The sequence below is a fragment of the Rathayibacter caricis DSM 15933 genome, from assembly GCF_003044275.1.
Taxonomy (GTDB): Bacteria; Actinomycetota; Actinomycetes; order Actinomycetales; family Microbacteriaceae; genus Rathayibacter; species Rathayibacter caricis.
The window spans coordinates 3,477,373-3,493,646 of sequence record NZ_PZPL01000001.1 but is presented as its reverse complement, the minus strand read 5'-3'; the positions used below and the strand labels follow the sequence as shown (position 1 = coordinate 3,493,646).

Below are 16,274 nucleotides of genomic sequence, written 5' to 3'. Positions count from 1 at the left end.
TGGACGTGGATCGGGCTCGTGTACGCCCGCAGAACCCGTTCCGCGCCGACTGGCGGCGCCCGGCGTCGGCCTCGGGGCTATGCCTGCGGGGGCATCGGATGCGGCGGGTCGTTCTCGAAGACGGTCCCGTTCTCCGATCCCACGCTGGTCACGGTGTAGGGATCGAGGTTCAGAGTGTCCCCGGCGAAGAGCGTCGCCGCACCATTGCGCCGGACCTGGTTGAGAGCGTTGATGTAGTCGACGTGGAGGCAGAACCGCTCGGCGACCACGGTCCACACGTCGTCCGGAGCGACGAGGTAGGCGACCGGTCGGCCGGCGTCGTCGAGGACCGCGTCCCCGCTCGCGTGCTCGACCGGGCCCTGATCGACCGGGATCCGCATCGGACTGCTCCCGAGCGTGGCCACGATCGGAGTCGCGGGCGACCACGGCTCGTACAGCTCGAGGGGAGAGCAGGCCGAGACCGTGGGAGCGGGCGAGTTCGATCCGTCCGCTTCGGTCGAGGCGCGGGGCGTGCCCGCTTCGGTCGAGGCGCGGGGCGTGCCTGCCCCGGTCGGCGCTGACGCGGACGGTCCGGTGCTCGCGCCGGCTGCGGAGCCCGGCGAACCGGAGGGGGAGCTGGAGGACGTCTCGGGCGTGCAGCCTGCGAGGGCGATCGCCAGGACGAGTGCGGGAGCGATGAGTCGCGCGGTCCGGCTGGTCATGAGGCGAGCGTACCCATCCGTCGTCCGACGGCTCAGCTCTCGGCCGCCCTGTCGCGGTGCCCGCGGGCCGCGGCGACGAGGCCGCTGAAGAGGCGGTCGTCGGCGGAGTCCTCCTCCGGGTGCCACTGCACGCCGAGGGCGAAGCGCCGGCCCGGCAGCTCGACGGCCTCGATCGTGCCGTCGGCCGTCCGCGCGGTGACGACGAGTCCCTCCGCCACCCGGTCGACCGCCTGGTGGTGGTGCACCATCGCGACGAGCGACCGGACACCGAGCAGGTCCTCCAGTCGTGATAGCGGAGCGATGGCGACGTCGACGTGCGAGAAGACGCCGCCGGCCGCCTGGTAGCGGGTGTCGCCGACGACCTCGGGCAGGTGCTGATGCAATGTGCCGCCGAGGGCGACGTTGAGCAGCTGGGCTCCGCGGCAGACCCCCAGCAGCGGCAGGTCGGCCTCGAGGGCGGCCGTCAGCAGGGCGTCCTCCCACGCGTCGCGGTCCGGGCGCGGGAGGTCGGTCTCGGGATGCGGCTCCTGACCGTAGAGGGCCGGATCGATGTCGAGACCGCCCGTGATCACCAGGGCGTCGAGGCGGTCGACGACGGCGCGGGCCACGTCGGGAGAGGCGGGCTGCGGCGGCAGGAGCAGCGCGACTCCGCCGGCCCGGGTGACGGAGTCGACGTAGCTGGCGGGGAGGTACGGCGCCTCGAGGTCCCAGACGCCGGACACGATGCGCTCGCGGTAGGTGGTCAGGCCGACCATCGGGCCGGGCGCGGTCGTCTGCTGCATGGGATCCTCCGGTCGCGGCTCCCGTCGCGGCCGTGCGGGAGCCCTGGCGACGATGAAACCACGGCGAGGGGGCGGCAGACGGACGGTTCCCGGGTGATCCGCCGCGAGTCCGGGGCGGGCGGGCGCACGATCTGCAGGGGATCTGCGAGCGAGGTGCGCACGATCTGCAGGGGATCTGAGGGGAAAAGCGCATTCCTCCCTATGACGCCCGTGCGGAGACCCCGGATCCCCTGCAGATCGCACAGGTGCCTGCAGATCGCACGGACCCCTGCAGACCGTGCGGACCCCTGCAGACCGTGCGCGCCGCCGCGGCCGCTCCGCTCCTGCAGCCGCGACCTGCCTCCGGCGTAGGCTGGCGGCGCAGACCGCGGACCCCCTGCACCCCCGGGGCCGCACGACGACAGCAACGGAGCTGACGTGACCCTCTCATCGAGCACCCTCCCCGAGAGCGACCAGGAAGGACCCGCCGTGACCCGCACCGAGAGCGACTCCCTCGGCTCGCTCGAGATCCCGGACGACGCCTACTGGGGCATCCACACCGCCCGGGCCCTCGAGAACTTCCCCATCTCGAAGCGCCCGATCTCGATCTACCCGGATCTGGTCAGGGCGCTGGCGACCGTCAAGCTCGCCGCCGCGCGCGCGAACACCGAGCTCGGCACCCTGCCCGCGCACAAGGCAGAGCTGATCGAGGCCGCCTGCCGTCGGATCATCGACGGCGAGTTCCACGACCAGTTCGTGGTCGGAGTGATCCAGGGCGGTGCCGGCACGTCCACGAACATGAACACGAACGAGGTCGTCGCGAACGTGGCGCTCGAGATCGCCGGGCGCCCCAAGGGCGACTACGGCACCCTCCATCCGCTCGACGACGTCAACCGGAGCCAGTCGACGAACGACGTCTACCCGACGGCGATCAAGATGGCCATGACCTGGTCGCTGCGCCGGCTGCTGGACGAGCTGGCGCTGCTCCGCGAGTCGTTCTCGCAGAAGGCGGTCGAGTTCGGCGGCGTGCTGAAGGTCGGGCGCACGCAGCTGCAGGACGCGGTGCCGATGACGCTCGGCCAGGAGTTCCACGGCTTCGCCACGACCCTCGGCGAGGACCACGCGCGCCTGTCCGAGACGATCTGGCTCCTCGCCGAGGTCAACATCGGAGCGACCGCCATCGGCACCGGCATCACCGCGGATCCCCGCTACGGTGCCGCGGCGGTGCGCCACCTCAACGACATCACCGACCTCGATCTCGAGATGGCGCAGGACCTCGTCGAGGCGACGAGCGACACCGGCGTCTTCATGTCGTTCTCGAGCGCGCTGAAGCGCTCGGCGATCAAGCTGTCGAAGATCTGCAACGACCTGCGCCTGCTCTCCTCCGGGCCCCAGGCGGGCTTCGGCGAGATCAACCTGCCGCCGCGGCAGGCCGGCTCGAGCATCATGCCCGGCAAGGTCAACCCGGTGATCCCCGAGGTCGTGAACCAGGTCGCGTACTCGGTCGCGGGGGCGGACGTCACGGTGACCATGGCGGCCGAGGCGGGGCAGCTCCAGCTCAACGCCTTCGAGCCCGTCATCGCCCACTCGCTCCTGCAGAGCATCACCTGGATGACCCAGGCCTGCCTCACCCTCCGCGTGAACTGCATCGACGGCATCACCGCGAACACCGCCCGGCTGGAGGCGATGGTGGCGTCGAGTGTCGGCGTCGTGACCGCGCTCACGCCGAGCATCGGCTACACGGCGTCGGCGGCGATCGCCAAGGCGGCCCTCGCGACCGGGCGCAACGTCGCCGATCTCGTCGTCGAGGCGGGGCTGATGTCGCGGGAGGAGGTGCTGCGGCTGATCTCGCCCGCGCGCCTGTCCGGCATCGAGGCGATGACGGCGTCCCTGCCGATCATCCCGCCTGCCGCGGACCAGTAGCCCGCCGCGGATCGTCGGCCGCGCGCCGCAGGTGCTCTCCGGCGTAGCTGCGCCAGGGGGCCCAGCGGCGTCCGGCCGCGGCGAGCGCGAGGGGAGCACCACCGAGCCCGACCGCGATCGCTCCGCGTCGGACGCCCCTCTGCTCTGTCTGCAGGACGTCGGGATCGCCGGTGACGCGCATGGCCACCGCCACGGCGGTCCTGGCCGAGACGCCGGGGACCGCGAGCAGTCGCTCCGACAGCTCCTCGCGGCTCGCTCCGGCGTCCAGCCGCAACGCGCCGTCGGCGAGCAGGGCGCAGACCCGACGGACGGTCTCGGCCGCTCGACCCGGCACCGCGTCTCCGTCGGCCGCGATCACGGCGGAGGAGGGGAAAGTGCGCGAGACGTCCGCGCCGGCGAGCGCCGGGGGCAGCGGATCGCCGAGGAGCGCGACCAGCCGGGCCAGCACGGCGGGGCGCCCGTCGAGCAGGACGCGCACCAGGGTCTCGGCGGGGTCGACGGAGCCGGGCAGCCGGATCCCGGGGGTCGCCGCGACGAGCGGGGCGAGCACCGGATCGGCACCGAGCGCCTCGTCGATCGCGCGCGCGTCGGCGTCGAGGTCGAGCAGCCGGCGCACCCGCGAGACGAGCGGCGCGATGTCGGCGACGGAGGCGAGGGCGGCGGAGCAGCGCACCGCGGCACCGTCGACCTCCAGCCGGACGACGGCCGGCCCGCCCGGCAGCAGGAGCGAGCGCGTGTGACGGCCGCGGCCCCCCTCCTCCAGCCCCGGGATCGCCGACGCCGCGAGCGCGTCGAGGACGCCGGAGTCGAACGGAGCTCGGACGGGCAGCCGCAGCTCGAGCGTCGTCGCGCCGGGCTGCACGGCGACCCCGGTGCGGCCGCCGCGGGCCGAGGCGCGCAGCTCGCTCGGCGTCCGCTCGTACACCTCGGCGATCGTCGCGTTGAACTGGCGGATGCTCGCGAAGCCGGCCGCGAAGGCCACCTCCGACACGGGCAGCTCCGTCCCGGTGAGCAGCAGTCGTGCGGTCTGCGCGCGCTGGGCCCGGGCGAGGGCGAGCGGAGGCGCGCCGAGCTCCTCGCGCAGGATCCGGCCGAGGTGACGCGCTCCGTAGCCGAGTCGCGACGCCAGGCCCTCGACGCCCTCCCGGTCGACGACGCCGTCGGCGATGAGGCGCATGGCGCGGGCGGCCGTGTCGTCGCGCAGGTTCCACTCCGGCGACCCGGGCACGGCGTCGGGCAGGCAGCGTTTGCAGGCGCGCAGCCCGGCCTCGTGCGCGGCGGCCGCGGTGGGGTAGAAGCGCACGTTCGCGGCGCGGGGCGTCGTGGCGGGGCAGCTCGGCCGGCAGTAGATGCCGGTCGAGTGCACCCCGGTGATGAAGCGTCCGTCGAAGCGGGCGTCGCGGGAGGCGACGGCGCGGTAGCGCTCCTCGAAGAGCGGATCGGAGACGGGCACGACCCGAGCCTGTCACGCGGACGGCCTCCGCGGTCGCGGGAATCGGACACGGCAGGCCGGCGCCGTCCTGTCAACCGCCGGAGGCGCTCGCCGCCCGTGCCCTACTGTCGGTCCCCATGAGCGCCTATCCGCCGCCGGCTCCCGCCCGCCCCTCGATCGTCCCGACCGTGCTCGGCGCCCTCGGAGTCGCGCTGCTGGGGGTCCTGCTGCTGCTCGTGCTCGCCTACGTGGTGCTGGGGCTCGGAGTGAGCGCCGCGGCGGTCTGCGCGGTCGTCGCGCTCGTGCCGCTGCTCGTCGTGCTGTCGGGCGTGCGCTGGGTCGACCGCTGGGAGCCGGAGGCGCCCCTGGGGCTGTGGTTCGCGTTCCTGTGGGGCGCGGCGGGATCGGTCGCGATCTCGCTGCTGGTCGACCTGGGCGTGCAGATCGCGGTCTACGCCTCGGGGGAGCAGCCGAGCGGATCCGACTTCGTCGGCGCCGTGATCCAGGCGCCGCTCGTCGAGGAGAGCGCCAAGGGCCTGGGCGTGCTGCTGATCCTGCTGATCTGGCGCCGCACCTTCGACGGGCCCGTCGACGGCATCGTCTACGCGGCGGTCGTGGCCTCGGGCTTCGCCTTCGTCGAGAACATCCTCTACTTCGGCAGCGCTCTGGTGGAGGGCGGGCTCGGCTCGCTCGCGGTCACGTTCTTCCTCCGCGGGGTGCTCTCGCCGTTCGCCCACGTGCTCTTCACCTCGTGCACGGGAGCGGCGCTGGGCTTCGCCGTGTCGCGGCGGGCGGGTGCGGCCGTGCCGATCGCGCTGCTCGGCCTCGCCGCTGCGGTGTTCCTGCACGCGCTGTGGAACGGCTCGTCGTTCCTCGTCGCCGACTGGTTCGGCTTCTACGGAGTGGTGCAAGTGCCGCTGTTCGTCGTCGCGGTCGTGGTCGTCGTGCTGCTGCGGCGGCAGGAGCGCCGGGTCACCCTCGAGCGCCTCGGCGACTACGCCGCGGCCGGCTGGCTCTCGCCCGCCGAGGTGCGCATGATCGGCACGGCGGAGGGGCGCCGGACGGCGATGCGCTGGGCGCGGACCGCGGGCGGCGACCGGCCGCGGGCGATGAGCGCGTTCCTCCGCTCGGCCACCCGGCTGGCCCACCTGCGTCAGCAGCAGGTGGCGGGGCGCGGTGGACGCACGGGAGCGGTCGACGAGCGCGTGCTGCTCGAGGAGCTCGTGGCCCGGCGGACGGCGCTGACCGGGCGCTAGGCGCTCGCGGGCCGCACCGCGATCCGGCGCCGTCGCAGGTCGAGCAGGGCGACCACTCCGGCCGCCACGCACAGCAGGGCGACCACGGGGGCGACGAGATCCAGAGCGAGCTCGAGCCCCAGCGACGTCGCCAGCGCTCCGGCGGCGACCGCCGTGACGGCCTGGCCGAGGTAGCTGACGAGGTACACGGCCGAGATCATCGAGCCGCGGTGCTCGGCCGGCGCCGCCCGGCCGACGAGCGAGAGCCCGCCCGAGAAGCTCAGGGAGTAGCCGACTCCGCTGACGACGCTGAAGGCGAGGAAGAGGGCGAAGGAGCCGCTCGACGCGGCCCACTCCATCAGCGCGAGCCCGGCGATCGCCGCGCCGGCGCCGGTGACGATCAGCGTGTGCGCCGGGACGCGCTGGATCGCGAGGGCCGTCACTCCGATCACGACCGAGGACAGGGCGAGGGCCGAGCCGATCACGAGCAGGTCGGTCGCGCCGGTCAGCTCCCGGGCCATCTGAGCGCCCAGCGAGAGCACGAGAGCCCCGGTGGCGTAGGCGACCGAGACGGCCAGCGTCGCCCCGGCGTAGACCATGCGGAGTTCCGGAGCGACGTGCGGAAAACGAGGGCGCCAACGGGCCGCGCCCTCGGGGCGGTCGTCGCGGCTGAGGGCGAGCATCACGATCGTGAGCAGTCCGACCAGGGCGAGCACCCAGTAGCTCAGCTGCAGGGGCAGCGGCGCGTACTGCGCCAGCGCGCCCGAGACCAGGAGCGAGAGGGTGAGTCCCGTCGAGGTCGAGACCGTGGTCAGCGAGGACGGCAGTCGCGGATTGGCCGAGACGTTGTTGTCGACGAGGGAGGCGCTCGCCGCGCTCAGGGCGAGGGCCGTGCCGACGCCCTGCAGAGCCCGGCCGACGTAGAGCAGCGCGACTCCGCCCGCCAGCGAGAAGACGATCGCCGAGACCGCGATCAACGCGATGCCCAGGAGCATCGTGCGCCGCCGGCCGATGACGTCCGAGAGGTCGCCGACCACCAGGAGGCTCAGGAGCAGCGCCGCGGGGTACGCCGCGAAGACCGAGGTGACGACGACCGACGACAGTCCCCACTCCTGCGCGTACGTCGGGTAGAGGACCGACGGGGCACCGCTGGACCAGAGGCACAGCGCCAGCACCAGGGTGGACACCCAGAAGCTGCCGCGACGGCCGAAGCGGCTCATCGGGGCGCGCGTCGTCGCGGGCGGCTCACGCGGCGGCCGCGCGCAGCACCCGGCGCTCGCCGGCGGTCACCGGCACGCCGAGGCGGTTCTGCGCCGGTGGCAGCGGGCAGTTGTAGTGCGGCGAGAAGCCGCAGGGCGGGATGTACGCGCGGTTGAAGTCGAGCAGGACCGGGCCGGGCGTGCCGGCGTCGGCCGCGCCGCCCAGGCGCTGCACCACGAGGAACCGGCCGACGGGGTAGCTCTGCAGATCCGGGTCGTCCGAGCGGTTGGTCGGGTCGCCGAACGGCACCAGCAGCGTGCCTCCGTCGTCGAACGCGGCGACGGTGTACTCGTGGGCGCGGCCGTCGTCGACCAGCGAGAAGGTGATGTCGCCGGGCACGACGAGCTCGCGGGTCGCCCCGTTGTCCCGCAGGTGCTCGAAGGGGATCGTCCGCTCCCCGTCGACCGGCTCGAACCAGGCCTCGAGCACCCAGGCGGCGTCGAAGGGGAACGTCTCGATGGCGTCGAACGTGCGGACGCCCTCCGAGGCGGCGTCCCAGACGCGGTAGCCGTACTCCTCCTCGCCGGTCTCGAGGTTCGGGCGGCGCATCCGCGAGAGGGTGGCGGTGGGTCCGTACCCGGCGAGCGCCGTCTCGTCGTCGACGCTCTCGCCGGACTCGAGCCAGCGGGTCTCGACCAGGGCGAGGTCGCCGCGGGGGCCGGTGACGCGCTCGGCGCGGCGGGCGAGCCACGACTCCCAGCCGGCTCGCGCCGACTCGGTGGTGTCGATCGAGGCGCGGGAGGGGGCGGTGGTGCTGCTGCTCGTCGAAGGCATGCAGCGTGCAACGCGGGAGGCGTCCGAACTGTTCCCGGCGAGGAGCGCACAGATGAGACGCCTCTCATCCTCGTCTCACACCCGCCTTACGCCGCGTCACGAGGCTGTGAGCACGGGTCGAGGATCCGCCGCGGCCCCGGCCGCGACCGCCGCTGAGGGGAACGCCATGGTCATCCGCATCGCCCTGTACTCGCACGACTCCGTGGGGCTGGGACACGTCCGGCGCAACGTCGCTCTCGCGCACGCCCTGAACACCGCGCTGCCCGAGCTGCTCGGCGAGCAGGTGACCGGCCTCCTCGTGACGGGTCAGTCCTCCGCCACCGCGTTCGCCGCTCCCGACGGCTGGGACTGGCTCGCGCTGCCGGGCGTCACGACCGGCGAGCAGGGCTACCGGTCGCGGCACCTCGACGTGGAGCTGCGCACCCTGACGAGCCTGCGCGGAGGAGTCGTCCGGGCCGGGCTCGCGGCCTTCGCCCCCGACATGGTCATCGTCGACCGGCACGCGTTCGGCGTGCACGGCGAGCTCGAGCCGGCGCTGCGGGCGGTCCGCGCGGCGAACCCCGCCGCCGTCGTGGTGCTGGGGCTGCGCGACGTGCTCGACCGCCGCTCGGCGACCGCGGCCGAGTGGAAGGCCGTCGGGGGAGCGGCCGCCGTCCGCGAGCTCTACGACGCGGTCTGGGTCTACGGCGACCCGAGCGTCCACGACCTCGCGGCCACGGGGGAGATCCCGCCCGGGCTGCACGACCTCGTCGCCCACACCGGCTTCCTCGCGAACGGGCGCCTGGGCACCGGCCACTCCGTCGTCGACGAGCCCTTCGTGCTCACCACGGTCGGCGGAGGATCGGACGGGCGCGCGATCGCCGAGGCGGCCGTCGGGGCCGAGGTGCCGGCCGGCTACCGCCACGTCGTCGTCACCGGCCCGCAGATGCCCGCGGAGCACCGGCGGGCCATCCGCGCCGCCGCCGGCCCCGCGACCACCGTCGTCCGCTCGGTGCCGGATGCGCTCGCGCTGCTGCGCCGCGCCTCCGCCGTCGTCAGCATGGGCGGCTACAACACGGTCTGCGAGGTGATGAGCACCACCGTCCCCTCGCTCGTCGTGCCCCGCACGCACCGCCGCCAGGAGCAGCGGCTACGTGCCGAGGCGCTCGCCGCCCGCGGAGCCGTCGAGGTGCTCGACCCCGCCGACGTCACCGCCGAGCGGCTCGGCGCCTGGTTCGCCGCGAGCGTCGGCACCGAGGTGCACCGCACGGGGATCGACCTCGACGGCCTCGCCGCCGTCGGCCCGCTCGCCGCCCGCCTCGTCGCCGCGGCCCGCGGCACCGCTCAGGAGCAGGCCGACCGTGCCGTCTGACCCGCCCCCGTCCGTGACCGCGCCCACCGGAGGAATCCCGATGCCCCGCACCGCCTACGTCCTGAAGGTCTACCCCCGCTTCTCCGAGACCTTCGTCGTCTCCGAGATCCTGGCCCGCGAGGCCGCCGGCGAGGACCTCGTGATCTTCTCGCTCCGAGCGCCCGACGATCCCCGCTTCCACCCCGAGCTCGCCCGGGTGAGCGCGCCCGTGCGCTACCTCGACAAGCCGGTGAAGGCATCCGCTCTCTGGCAGGGCCTGCGGACCGCCGAGCAGTCGCCGGAGCTCCTGGCCGCGGTCGGCCGCCTGCTGCCGGAGCTGCTGCGCGCGAGCCCCGAGGACGCCGTGCAGGCCGTGCAGCTGGCCGCCGCCGTGCAGCGCGAGGGAGTGACGCACCTGCACGCGCACTTCGCCTCCAGCGCGACGACCGTCGCCCGGCTCGCGTCGCTGCTGACCGGGGTGCCCTACTCCTTCACCGCCCACGCGAAGGACCTGTTCCACGAGTCGGTCGACTCCGCCGACCTGGCCCGCAAGCTCGCCGACGCGAGCTTCACCGCGACCGTCAGCGACTACAACGTGCTGCACCTCGCGGCGCGCTTCCCCGAGGCCTCCGACCGGGTCCGCCGCGTCTACAACGGGCTCGAGCTCGAGCGGTTCGCCTTCTCGCCGCGCCCCGAGCGCGCGAGAGTGCTGCGCGTCGCCGCCGTCGGCCGTCTCGTCGAGAAGAAGGGCTTCGCGCTGCTCGTCGACGCGGTCGCGATGCTCGCCGCGGGCGGCCAGGACGTCGAGGTCGAGATCGCGGGCGGCGGCGAGCTGCACGGCTCCCTCGCCGAGCGGATCAGCTCCGCGGGCCTCCAGTCGCGCGTCCGGCTGCTCGGGCCGGTGCCGCAGAACGAGGTGGCCGCCCTGCTGCGCCGTTCCGACGTCTTCGTCGCACCCTGCATCGTCGGTGCCGACGGCAACGCGGACGGGCTGCCGACCGTGCTGCTGGAGGCCATGGCCACCGGGGTGCCGTGCATCTCGACGGCCGTCACCGGGATCCCGGAGGTGGTCCGCGACGGCGACACCGGTCTGCTCTGCCGGCCGGGCCGCGTCGACGACCTGGCCCGAGCGCTCCAGCGCGTGGCCGACCCGGCCTTCGACACCCCCGGAGTCACCGCCCGCGCCCGCGCGCTCGTCGAGCGCGAGTTCGACTCCCGCGTGCAGGCGCGGACCCTCGCGGGGCTCACCCGCGAGGCCGCCCGGACGGCGGTGGCGTGATGCGCGTCGCCGTCGTCTGCGCCGACCCCGGCGTGCCCGTCTTCGGGAGCAAGGGCTCCTCCGTCCACGTCCAGGAGATCCTCCGGGCCCTCCGCTCCCGCGGCGACGAGGTGCGCGTCTACTGCGCCCGTGCCGGCGACAGCGTCCCGTCCGACCTCGCCGATGTCCCGGTGCTCGAGCACCGCACTCGAGTGCAGGACCCGGCCGAGCGCGAGCGCGCGATCGCCGAGGCCGCCGTGCACCTTGCCGAGGCGGTGGTGCTCGACGGCTGCGACCTCGTCTACGAGCGCTACTCCCTCTTCAGCCGCGCCTCCGCTCTCGTCTCGCGCGCCCTCGGCGTGCCCGCTGTGCTCGAGGTGAACTCGCCGCTCGTCGAGGAGCAGCGCGAGCACCGCGTGCTCCTCGACGAGCAGGGCGCGCTCGACGCGACCCGCGCGGTCCTGGCCTCGGCGGCGGTCGTCGCGTGCGTCTCCGCTCCCGTCGCGTGCTGGGCGTCGGAGCACGGCGCCGTCGCTCCGCTCGTGGTGCCCAACGGGGTCAACACCCGCCGCATCGTGCCGGGAGCCGTGCGCGGCGACGGCCCGCTCACCGTCGGCTTCGTCGGCACGCTCAAGCCGTGGCACGGAGTCGGCGCCCTGCTCGACGCGGTCGCCCTCCTCGATCCCGCCCTCGTCCGGCTCCTCGTCGTCGGAGACGGACCGGAGGGTCTTGCGCTCCGCGAGCAGGCCCGGCGCCTCGGCCTCGACGTCGAGTTCACCGGGGCCGTCGCGCCCGAGGACATGCCCGCGCAGCTCGCCCGCCTCGACATCGGAGTCGCCCCCTACCCGGCGCGCGCCGCCGAGGACTACTTCTCGCCGCTGAAGGTCTACGAGTACCTGGCCGCGGGGCTCCCGGTCGTCGCGACCGGCGTCGGGCAGATCCCGTCGATCCTCCGCCACGGCGTCACCGGTCTCGTCGTCGAACCGGGTCGGCCGGAGGCGCTCGCCGCGGCGATCGCGTCCCTCGCCGCCGATCCCGCCCGCCGCCGAGCGATGGGGGAGGCCGCCCGGTCCGCCGCCGTGGCCGAGCACGACTGGTCGCAGGTGCTCGAACGGATCCTCGCGGCGCTGCCCCGCACCGAGGAGGCCGCCGCGTGAGCCGCACCAGCCGCACCACCCCCGACCCCGGAGCCCTGCGCCGCAGCCTCCACATCGTCCGCCCGCACCTGCGCGAGCACCGGCTGCTGATGCTCGGCGGCCTCGTCGCGCTGCTGGCCGAGGTGATCCTCCGGGTCCTCGAGCCGTGGCCGCTCAAGATCGTGATCGACAGCGTCAGCGCGAGCCTGGGCGCGACCGCGGGTGCGAACGCCGGCACCCCGCCGGCGACGATCGGTCTGCTCGTGGCGTGCGGAGCGATCCTGCTGGGCCTCGTGGGCCTGCGCGCGATCACCGCCTACCTCTCCACGATCGCCTTCGCCCTGGTCGGCTCGCGGGTCGCGACCTCGCTCCGGGCCCGGGTCTTCGCCCACGTGCAGGCCCTGTCGCTCCGGTACCACACGGTGTCCTCGGCGGGCGACACGGTGCAGCGCCTGGTCGGCGACATCGGCCGCCTGCAGGAGGTCGCGGTCACGGCGGGCCTGCCGCTGGTCGGTAACATCATCACCCTGGTCGTGCTGACCGTCGTGATGCTCTGGCTGGACCCGCTGCTCACGCTCGTCGTCGTCGCCGCCGCGGTCGTCTACCTGGTCTCGTCCCGGCGCAGCTCGACGTCCATCACGAGCGCCTCGCGCTCCACCCGCAAGGGCGAGGGCGCCCTGGCCGACACCGCCCAGCAGACCCTCGGCGCGATCCGCGTCGTGCAGGCCTACGGACTCGAGAAGGAGGTCGGCGGAGCGTTCGACCGCGGCAACGCGACCGCCCTGCACCAGGGCGTGAAGGCCCGCCGCCTCGCCGCCGCGCTCGAGCGCCGCACCGACGTCATCGTCGGAGCCGCGACCGCGTTGGTCCTCGTCGGCGGCGGCTGGCGCGTGCTCGAGGGCGTCATGACTCCGGGCGACCTCGTCGTCTTCACGATGTACCTCAAGATCGCCATGCGCCCGCTGAAGGACCTCGCGAAGTACACCGGCCGCATCGCGCGCGCGGCCGCCTCGGGCGAGCGCGTCGCCGATCTGCTCGACGAGCGGATCGAGGTGCAGGACCGCCCGGACGCGCGCGACCTGGTCACGACGGTCGGCGCGGTCTCCTTCCGGTCGATCGGAGTCGACGACGGCTACGGCCGTCCCCTCTTCTCCGGTCTCTCGCTCGAGATCCGCGGGGGCGAGAACGTCTGCCTCCTGGGTGCGTCCGGCGCGGGCAAGTCGACGCTCGTGAGCCTGCTCGTGCGCGCCTCCGATCCGCGCAGCGGCTCGCTCGCGATCGACGGCACGGATCTGCGCGACGCCACCCTGTCGAGCCTGCGCTCGAGCATCTCGCTGCTGCTGCAGGACTCGGTGCTGTTCGCCACGACGGTGCGCGAGAACATCCGCTACGGCCGGCTCGACGCGACCGACGCCGAGGTCGAGCAGGCGGCGCGCCGCGCGAACGCGCTCGAGTTCGTCGTCGCGCTGCCCGACGGCTTCGAGACGGTGCTCGGCGAGCGCGGCGGCACCCTCTCGGGCGGCCAGCGCCAGCGCATCGCCATCGCCCGCGCTCTCCTGCGCAACGCCCCGGTCGTCGTGCTCGACGAGGCGACGACGGGGCTGGATCCGGAGGCGCGCGCGCAGGTCGCGCAGTCGCTCGCCGAGCTCACCCGCGGGCGCACCACGATCTCGATCACGCACGACCCGGCCGCGATCGCGGGCGCCGACCGCCTGCTCTGGCTCGAGGACGGCCGCATCGTCGAGGACGGCAGCCCCCAGGAGCTGCTGGGCAGCGACTCCCGTGTCGCCGCCTGGTTCCGCCGGGCCGAGGTCTCCTCGACCGCGGCGGAGGTGCGCGCATGACCGTCGCCACCGCTGCCGCCGTCGCCGATCTCGCCCGACGCGATCCGTCGCTCCCCGCGCTCGCCTCCCTCCTCGACCCAACCCGGCTCGCCGAGGCGCTCGGCCACCCCGCCCTCGTGACCCGCCGCCGCTGGAAGCGGGGAGCGGACGTGGTCGTCGCCTTCGACGCGCCCGACGGCCCCGCGTGGATCGCCGCCTACGCCGATCCGGCCAAGCTCGAGAAGACCCGCGAGCGCGCCGCCCGCATCGGCGTCGTCCTGCGGGAGCACCCCGAGCTCGGCGCGGTCAGCGGTCCCGTGCGCGCCGACCGCGAGCTCTCGCCCACCCTCCGCCGCCTCGCCCGCCGCGAGCCGGCCCTGCTCGACGGCGCCCGCGTGCTCCGGCACAACCCGCACCGCCGCCTGGTGCTCGCCGACGGCTCCCGCGTCGTCAAGATCGTGGCTCCCGGAGCCGCGTCCCGCGTCGCGGACGTCGCCCGCGTGCAGGCCGCCCTGGCCGCGCGCGGCGTGCCGGTCCTCGTGCCGACGGTGATCCGCGCCGGAGCGTCCGCCACCGAGTGGTGGGGCGACGGCGACCTCGGCGAGCGCCCCTCCGAGAGCGCCGCGGCGGCCGCCGGAGTCGCGCTTGCCGGGCTCCACGCCGTGCACGGCGTGCCCGTGCCGGACGGCCAGGACGACGAGACGGCCGTCGCGGTCCGCGCCCTCGCCGACCTCGTCCCTTCCCTCGCCGCGCGCCTCGAGCGCCTCGCCGCGGCGCTGCCGGTGGTCGGACGGCGCCGCTGCCTCGTGCACGGCGACTTCTCCGCCGATCAGGTCCTCGTCGGCGACGGTGTCCGCCTGATCGACTTCGACCGCGTCCGGATCGACGAGCCCGAGCGCGACCTCGGCGGCCTCCTCGCCGCCGAGCCCCGCGGATCCGCCCTCGGCCCCGCGCTGCTCGACGCCTACCGCCGCGCCGGGGGAGCGATCGACCTCGAGGCTCTCCGCCGCCGCACCGCCTCGAGCCTGCTGCTGCGCGCCGTCGAGCCCTTCCGCACCGCCCGGCCGGACTGGCGCGAGAGCGTCGAGGCCGCCGTCGCCCGCGCCGAAGGGGTACTCGCATGCTGAGCGGTGTGCCGTCCGCGGTGATCGAGGACGGAGTGACGTGGACCGTGTCGCGCGCGTGGCCCGCTCCCGACGGGGCCGATCTCGAGGCGTCCGCCGAGGGGTCCGCCGATGTCCGCGGCGGTCACTGGAGCGCCGACCGCGGAGTCGAGCTGCTGCCCGCGGGGACCGACCGCCGCCTCCCCGCCCTCGCGCACGCCCGCCGCGAGGGAGCGGTCGTCGTCCACCGGCCGCGGCGGCGCGCCGTGATCCGGGCGGCCGACGGCCGCAGCTTCCTGAAGGTGCTCCGCCCGCACGCCGCCCCGGCGGTCGTGGCGGCCCACGCGAGCGCCGAGGCGTTCGCCGCCGGGTTCGACCTGCCCCGGGTGCTCCACCGCGACGACGATCCCGAGGGCCTCGTCCGCTTCTCGGCGCTGCCCGGCCGCACCGTGCTCGAGGTCGGTGCCGACCCCCGCACCGTGCCGGAGCAGTGGCGCGCGGTCTGGGAGCGCTGGGCCGAGGGCTGGGCGCTCCTGCCGGAGGCCGGCTCCGACCTTCCGGTGCACGGCCCCGAGGCGGAGGCCGCAGTCGTCGCGACGTGGGCGGCCCACGCCGCGACCCTCCTCCCGCCGGAGCGCCGGGCCGACGTCCTCGCCGCCGCCGCCCGCGCCGCCCGCACCCTCCTCGCCGGCCCCGCCGAGCCGCTGGTCCTCGCGCACCGCGACCTGCACGACAAGCAGCTGCTCGCCTCCGACGACGGGCGCCTGGCGCTGCTCGACCTCGACACCGCGGCGCGGGCCGAGGCCGCCCTCGACCTCGGCAACCTGCGCGCGCATCTGCGGCTGCGCACCGCCCAGGGTCTGCTGCCGGCCGCGTCCGCCGCGGCGGCGACCGCGATCGTCGACCGCGCCGCCGAGCGGGCCGGAGTGCCTCCGCACCGCCTCGAGGCGTACGAGAGCGCCGCACGCCTCCGCCTCGCCTGCCTCTACCTCTTCCGACCGGCGTGGCGCTCGCTCGCCGCCCGGTCGCTCGCCCGTACCACCGAGAGGATCCTCGCCCCGTGAGACGATCGATCACGTCCCTGTTCCGTCCGACGACCGACACCGGCCCCACCGGTCAGGAGAAGCCCATGACCCGACGCGGTCCCGTCCTGCTCGCCGTCGGCGCGGCCGTCTGCCTCGCCGCGATCGCGGGGGGCGTCGTGACGGTCGCCGGCGCGATGCAGCAGCCGCAGCAGGTGACCGAGATCGGCTCGACGCCGGTCGTCGGCCCGAGCCGTGCGCCGGGCTCCGAGGAGACCCCCGGGAGCACGGCGCCCGCCACGGACCCGGCGGCCACGGACCCCGCGGCGCCTCCCGCGGCGCCGACCGCCCCCACCGAGCAGGTCCCGCCGGCCGAGCAGAGCGGAGGCACCGCGCCCGTCCCGGTCGTCCCCGTCCCGGCGCCCGCACCCGCCGATCCCGACGACGACGACGGCGACGACGAGGACACCGACGATCCGGACGACGACGTCGACGACGATCTCGACGACTAGGGCC

14 protein-coding genes are annotated in these 16,274 nt (G+C 75.0%); 9 read left to right on the top strand and 5 right to left on the bottom strand.

What is annotated here, in order from left to right:
• Window positions 1-77: 77 nt before the first annotated feature.
• Window positions 78-701, bottom strand: a complete 624-nt coding sequence (locus C1I63_RS16315) for a hypothetical protein (protein WP_107575445.1) — start codon at window positions 699-701, stop codon at window positions 78-80.
• A 32-nt stretch (window positions 702-733) separates the two neighbouring features.
• On the bottom strand, window positions 734-1,483 hold the full coding sequence (locus C1I63_RS16310) for a gamma-glutamyl-gamma-aminobutyrate hydrolase family protein (RefSeq protein ID WP_107575444.1): 750 nt from the start codon (window positions 1,481-1,483) through the stop codon (window positions 734-736).
• A 417-nt stretch (window positions 1,484-1,900) separates the two neighbouring features.
• Between C1I63_RS16310 and C1I63_RS16305 the strand changes: the two genes are divergently transcribed.
• Complete coding sequence (locus tag C1I63_RS16305) at window positions 1,901-3,385, top strand: aspartate ammonia-lyase (protein ID WP_107575443.1); 1,485 nt, start codon at window positions 1,901-1,903, stop codon at window positions 3,383-3,385.
• Here the strand turns inward: C1I63_RS16305 and C1I63_RS16300 are convergent.
• Window positions 3,360-4,838 (bottom strand): DNA-3-methyladenine glycosylase 2 family protein, encoded by a 1,479-nt coding sequence (locus C1I63_RS16300; protein ID WP_107575442.1) that lies wholly within the window; start codon window positions 4,836-4,838, stop codon window positions 3,360-3,362. The two genes, C1I63_RS16305 and C1I63_RS16300, sit on opposite strands and share 26 nt — an antisense overlap.
• 116 nt (window positions 4,839-4,954) lie before the next feature.
• On the opposite strand from C1I63_RS16300, the gene C1I63_RS16295 reads away from it, so the two are divergent.
• Window positions 4,955-6,073: a PrsW family intramembrane metalloprotease gene (locus tag C1I63_RS16295; RefSeq protein WP_107575441.1), complete on the top strand. Its 1,119-nt coding sequence runs from the start codon at window positions 4,955-4,957 to the stop codon at window positions 6,071-6,073.
• Here the strand turns inward: C1I63_RS16295 and C1I63_RS16290 are convergent.
• Entirely contained in the window at window positions 6,070-7,272 is a 1,203-nt protein-coding gene (locus C1I63_RS16290) for an MFS transporter (protein ID WP_107575440.1), read from the bottom strand. The genes C1I63_RS16295 and C1I63_RS16290 overlap by 4 nt on opposite strands.
• A gap of 25 nt (window positions 7,273-7,297) precedes the next feature.
• A complete protein-coding gene (locus C1I63_RS16285; RefSeq protein WP_107575439.1) occupies window positions 7,298-8,086 on the bottom strand; it encodes a DUF1684 domain-containing protein in 789 nt (262 codons plus the stop codon).
• Window positions 8,087-8,252: 166 nt separating this feature from the next.
• On the opposite strand from C1I63_RS16285, the gene C1I63_RS16280 reads away from it, so the two are divergent.
• From C1I63_RS16280 to C1I63_RS16250, 7 genes are read left to right on the top strand one after another with little or no spacing between them, the layout of a single operon-like run.
• Window positions 8,253-9,437 (top strand): glycosyltransferase family protein, encoded by a 1,185-nt coding sequence (locus C1I63_RS16280; protein WP_107575918.1) that lies wholly within the window; start codon window positions 8,253-8,255, stop codon window positions 9,435-9,437.
• A gap of 40 nt (window positions 9,438-9,477) precedes the next feature.
• Entirely contained in the window at window positions 9,478-10,695 is a 1,218-nt protein-coding gene (locus C1I63_RS16275; RefSeq protein ID WP_107575438.1) for a glycosyltransferase, read from the top strand.
• Entirely contained in the window at window positions 10,695-11,831 is a 1,137-nt protein-coding gene (locus C1I63_RS16270) for a glycosyltransferase family 4 protein (protein ID WP_107575916.1), read from the top strand. The genes C1I63_RS16275 and C1I63_RS16270 overlap by 1 nt, the downstream gene beginning before the upstream one ends.
• Window positions 11,828-13,654 (top strand): ABC transporter ATP-binding protein, encoded by a 1,827-nt coding sequence (locus tag C1I63_RS16265; protein WP_244907117.1) that lies wholly within the window; start codon window positions 11,828-11,830, stop codon window positions 13,652-13,654. The genes C1I63_RS16270 and C1I63_RS16265 overlap by 4 nt, the downstream gene beginning before the upstream one ends.
• Window positions 13,651-14,760, top strand: coding sequence for a phosphotransferase (locus C1I63_RS16260; protein WP_107575437.1), 1,110 nt, complete (start codon window positions 13,651-13,653; stop codon window positions 14,758-14,760). Before C1I63_RS16265 ends, C1I63_RS16260 begins: the two co-directional genes overlap by 4 nt.
• Complete coding sequence (locus C1I63_RS16255) at window positions 14,754-15,800, top strand: hypothetical protein (RefSeq protein WP_107575436.1); 1,047 nt, start codon at window positions 14,754-14,756, stop codon at window positions 15,798-15,800. The genes C1I63_RS16260 and C1I63_RS16255 overlap by 7 nt, the downstream gene beginning before the upstream one ends.
• Window positions 15,797-16,270, top strand: coding sequence for a hypothetical protein (locus tag C1I63_RS16250; protein ID WP_107575435.1), 474 nt, complete (start codon window positions 15,797-15,799; stop codon window positions 16,268-16,270). Before C1I63_RS16255 ends, C1I63_RS16250 begins: the two co-directional genes overlap by 4 nt.
• Window positions 16,271-16,274 lie beyond the last annotated feature (4 nt).

Bases quoted from the DNA above. Each gene is read 5' to 3' on its own strand.
- C1I63_RS16315 (WP_107575445.1), bottom strand. From the start codon at position 701: ATGACCAGCCGGACCGCGCGACTCATCGCTCCCGCACTCGTCCTGGCG.
- C1I63_RS16310 (WP_107575444.1), bottom strand. From the start codon at position 1,483: ATGCAGCAGACGACCGCGCCCGGCCCGATGGTCGGCCTGACCACCTAC.
- C1I63_RS16295 (WP_107575441.1), top strand. From the start codon at position 4,955: ATGAGCGCCTATCCGCCGCCGGCTCCCGCCCGCCCCTCGATCGTCCCG.
- C1I63_RS16290 (WP_107575440.1), bottom strand. From the start codon at position 7,272: ATGAGCCGCTTCGGCCGTCGCGGCAGCTTCTGGGTGTCCACCCTGGTG.
- C1I63_RS16285 (WP_107575439.1), bottom strand. From the start codon at position 8,086: ATGCCTTCGACGAGCAGCAGCACCACCGCCCCCTCCCGCGCCTCGATC.
- C1I63_RS16280 (WP_107575918.1), top strand. From the start codon at position 8,253: ATGGTCATCCGCATCGCCCTGTACTCGCACGACTCCGTGGGGCTGGGA.
- C1I63_RS16275 (WP_107575438.1), top strand. From the start codon at position 9,478: ATGCCCCGCACCGCCTACGTCCTGAAGGTCTACCCCCGCTTCTCCGAG.
- C1I63_RS16270 (WP_107575916.1), top strand. From the start codon at position 10,695: ATGCGCGTCGCCGTCGTCTGCGCCGACCCCGGCGTGCCCGTCTTCGGG.
- C1I63_RS16260 (WP_107575437.1), top strand. From the start codon at position 13,651: ATGACCGTCGCCACCGCTGCCGCCGTCGCCGATCTCGCCCGACGCGAT.
- C1I63_RS16255 (WP_107575436.1), top strand. From the start codon at position 14,754: ATGCTGAGCGGTGTGCCGTCCGCGGTGATCGAGGACGGAGTGACGTGG.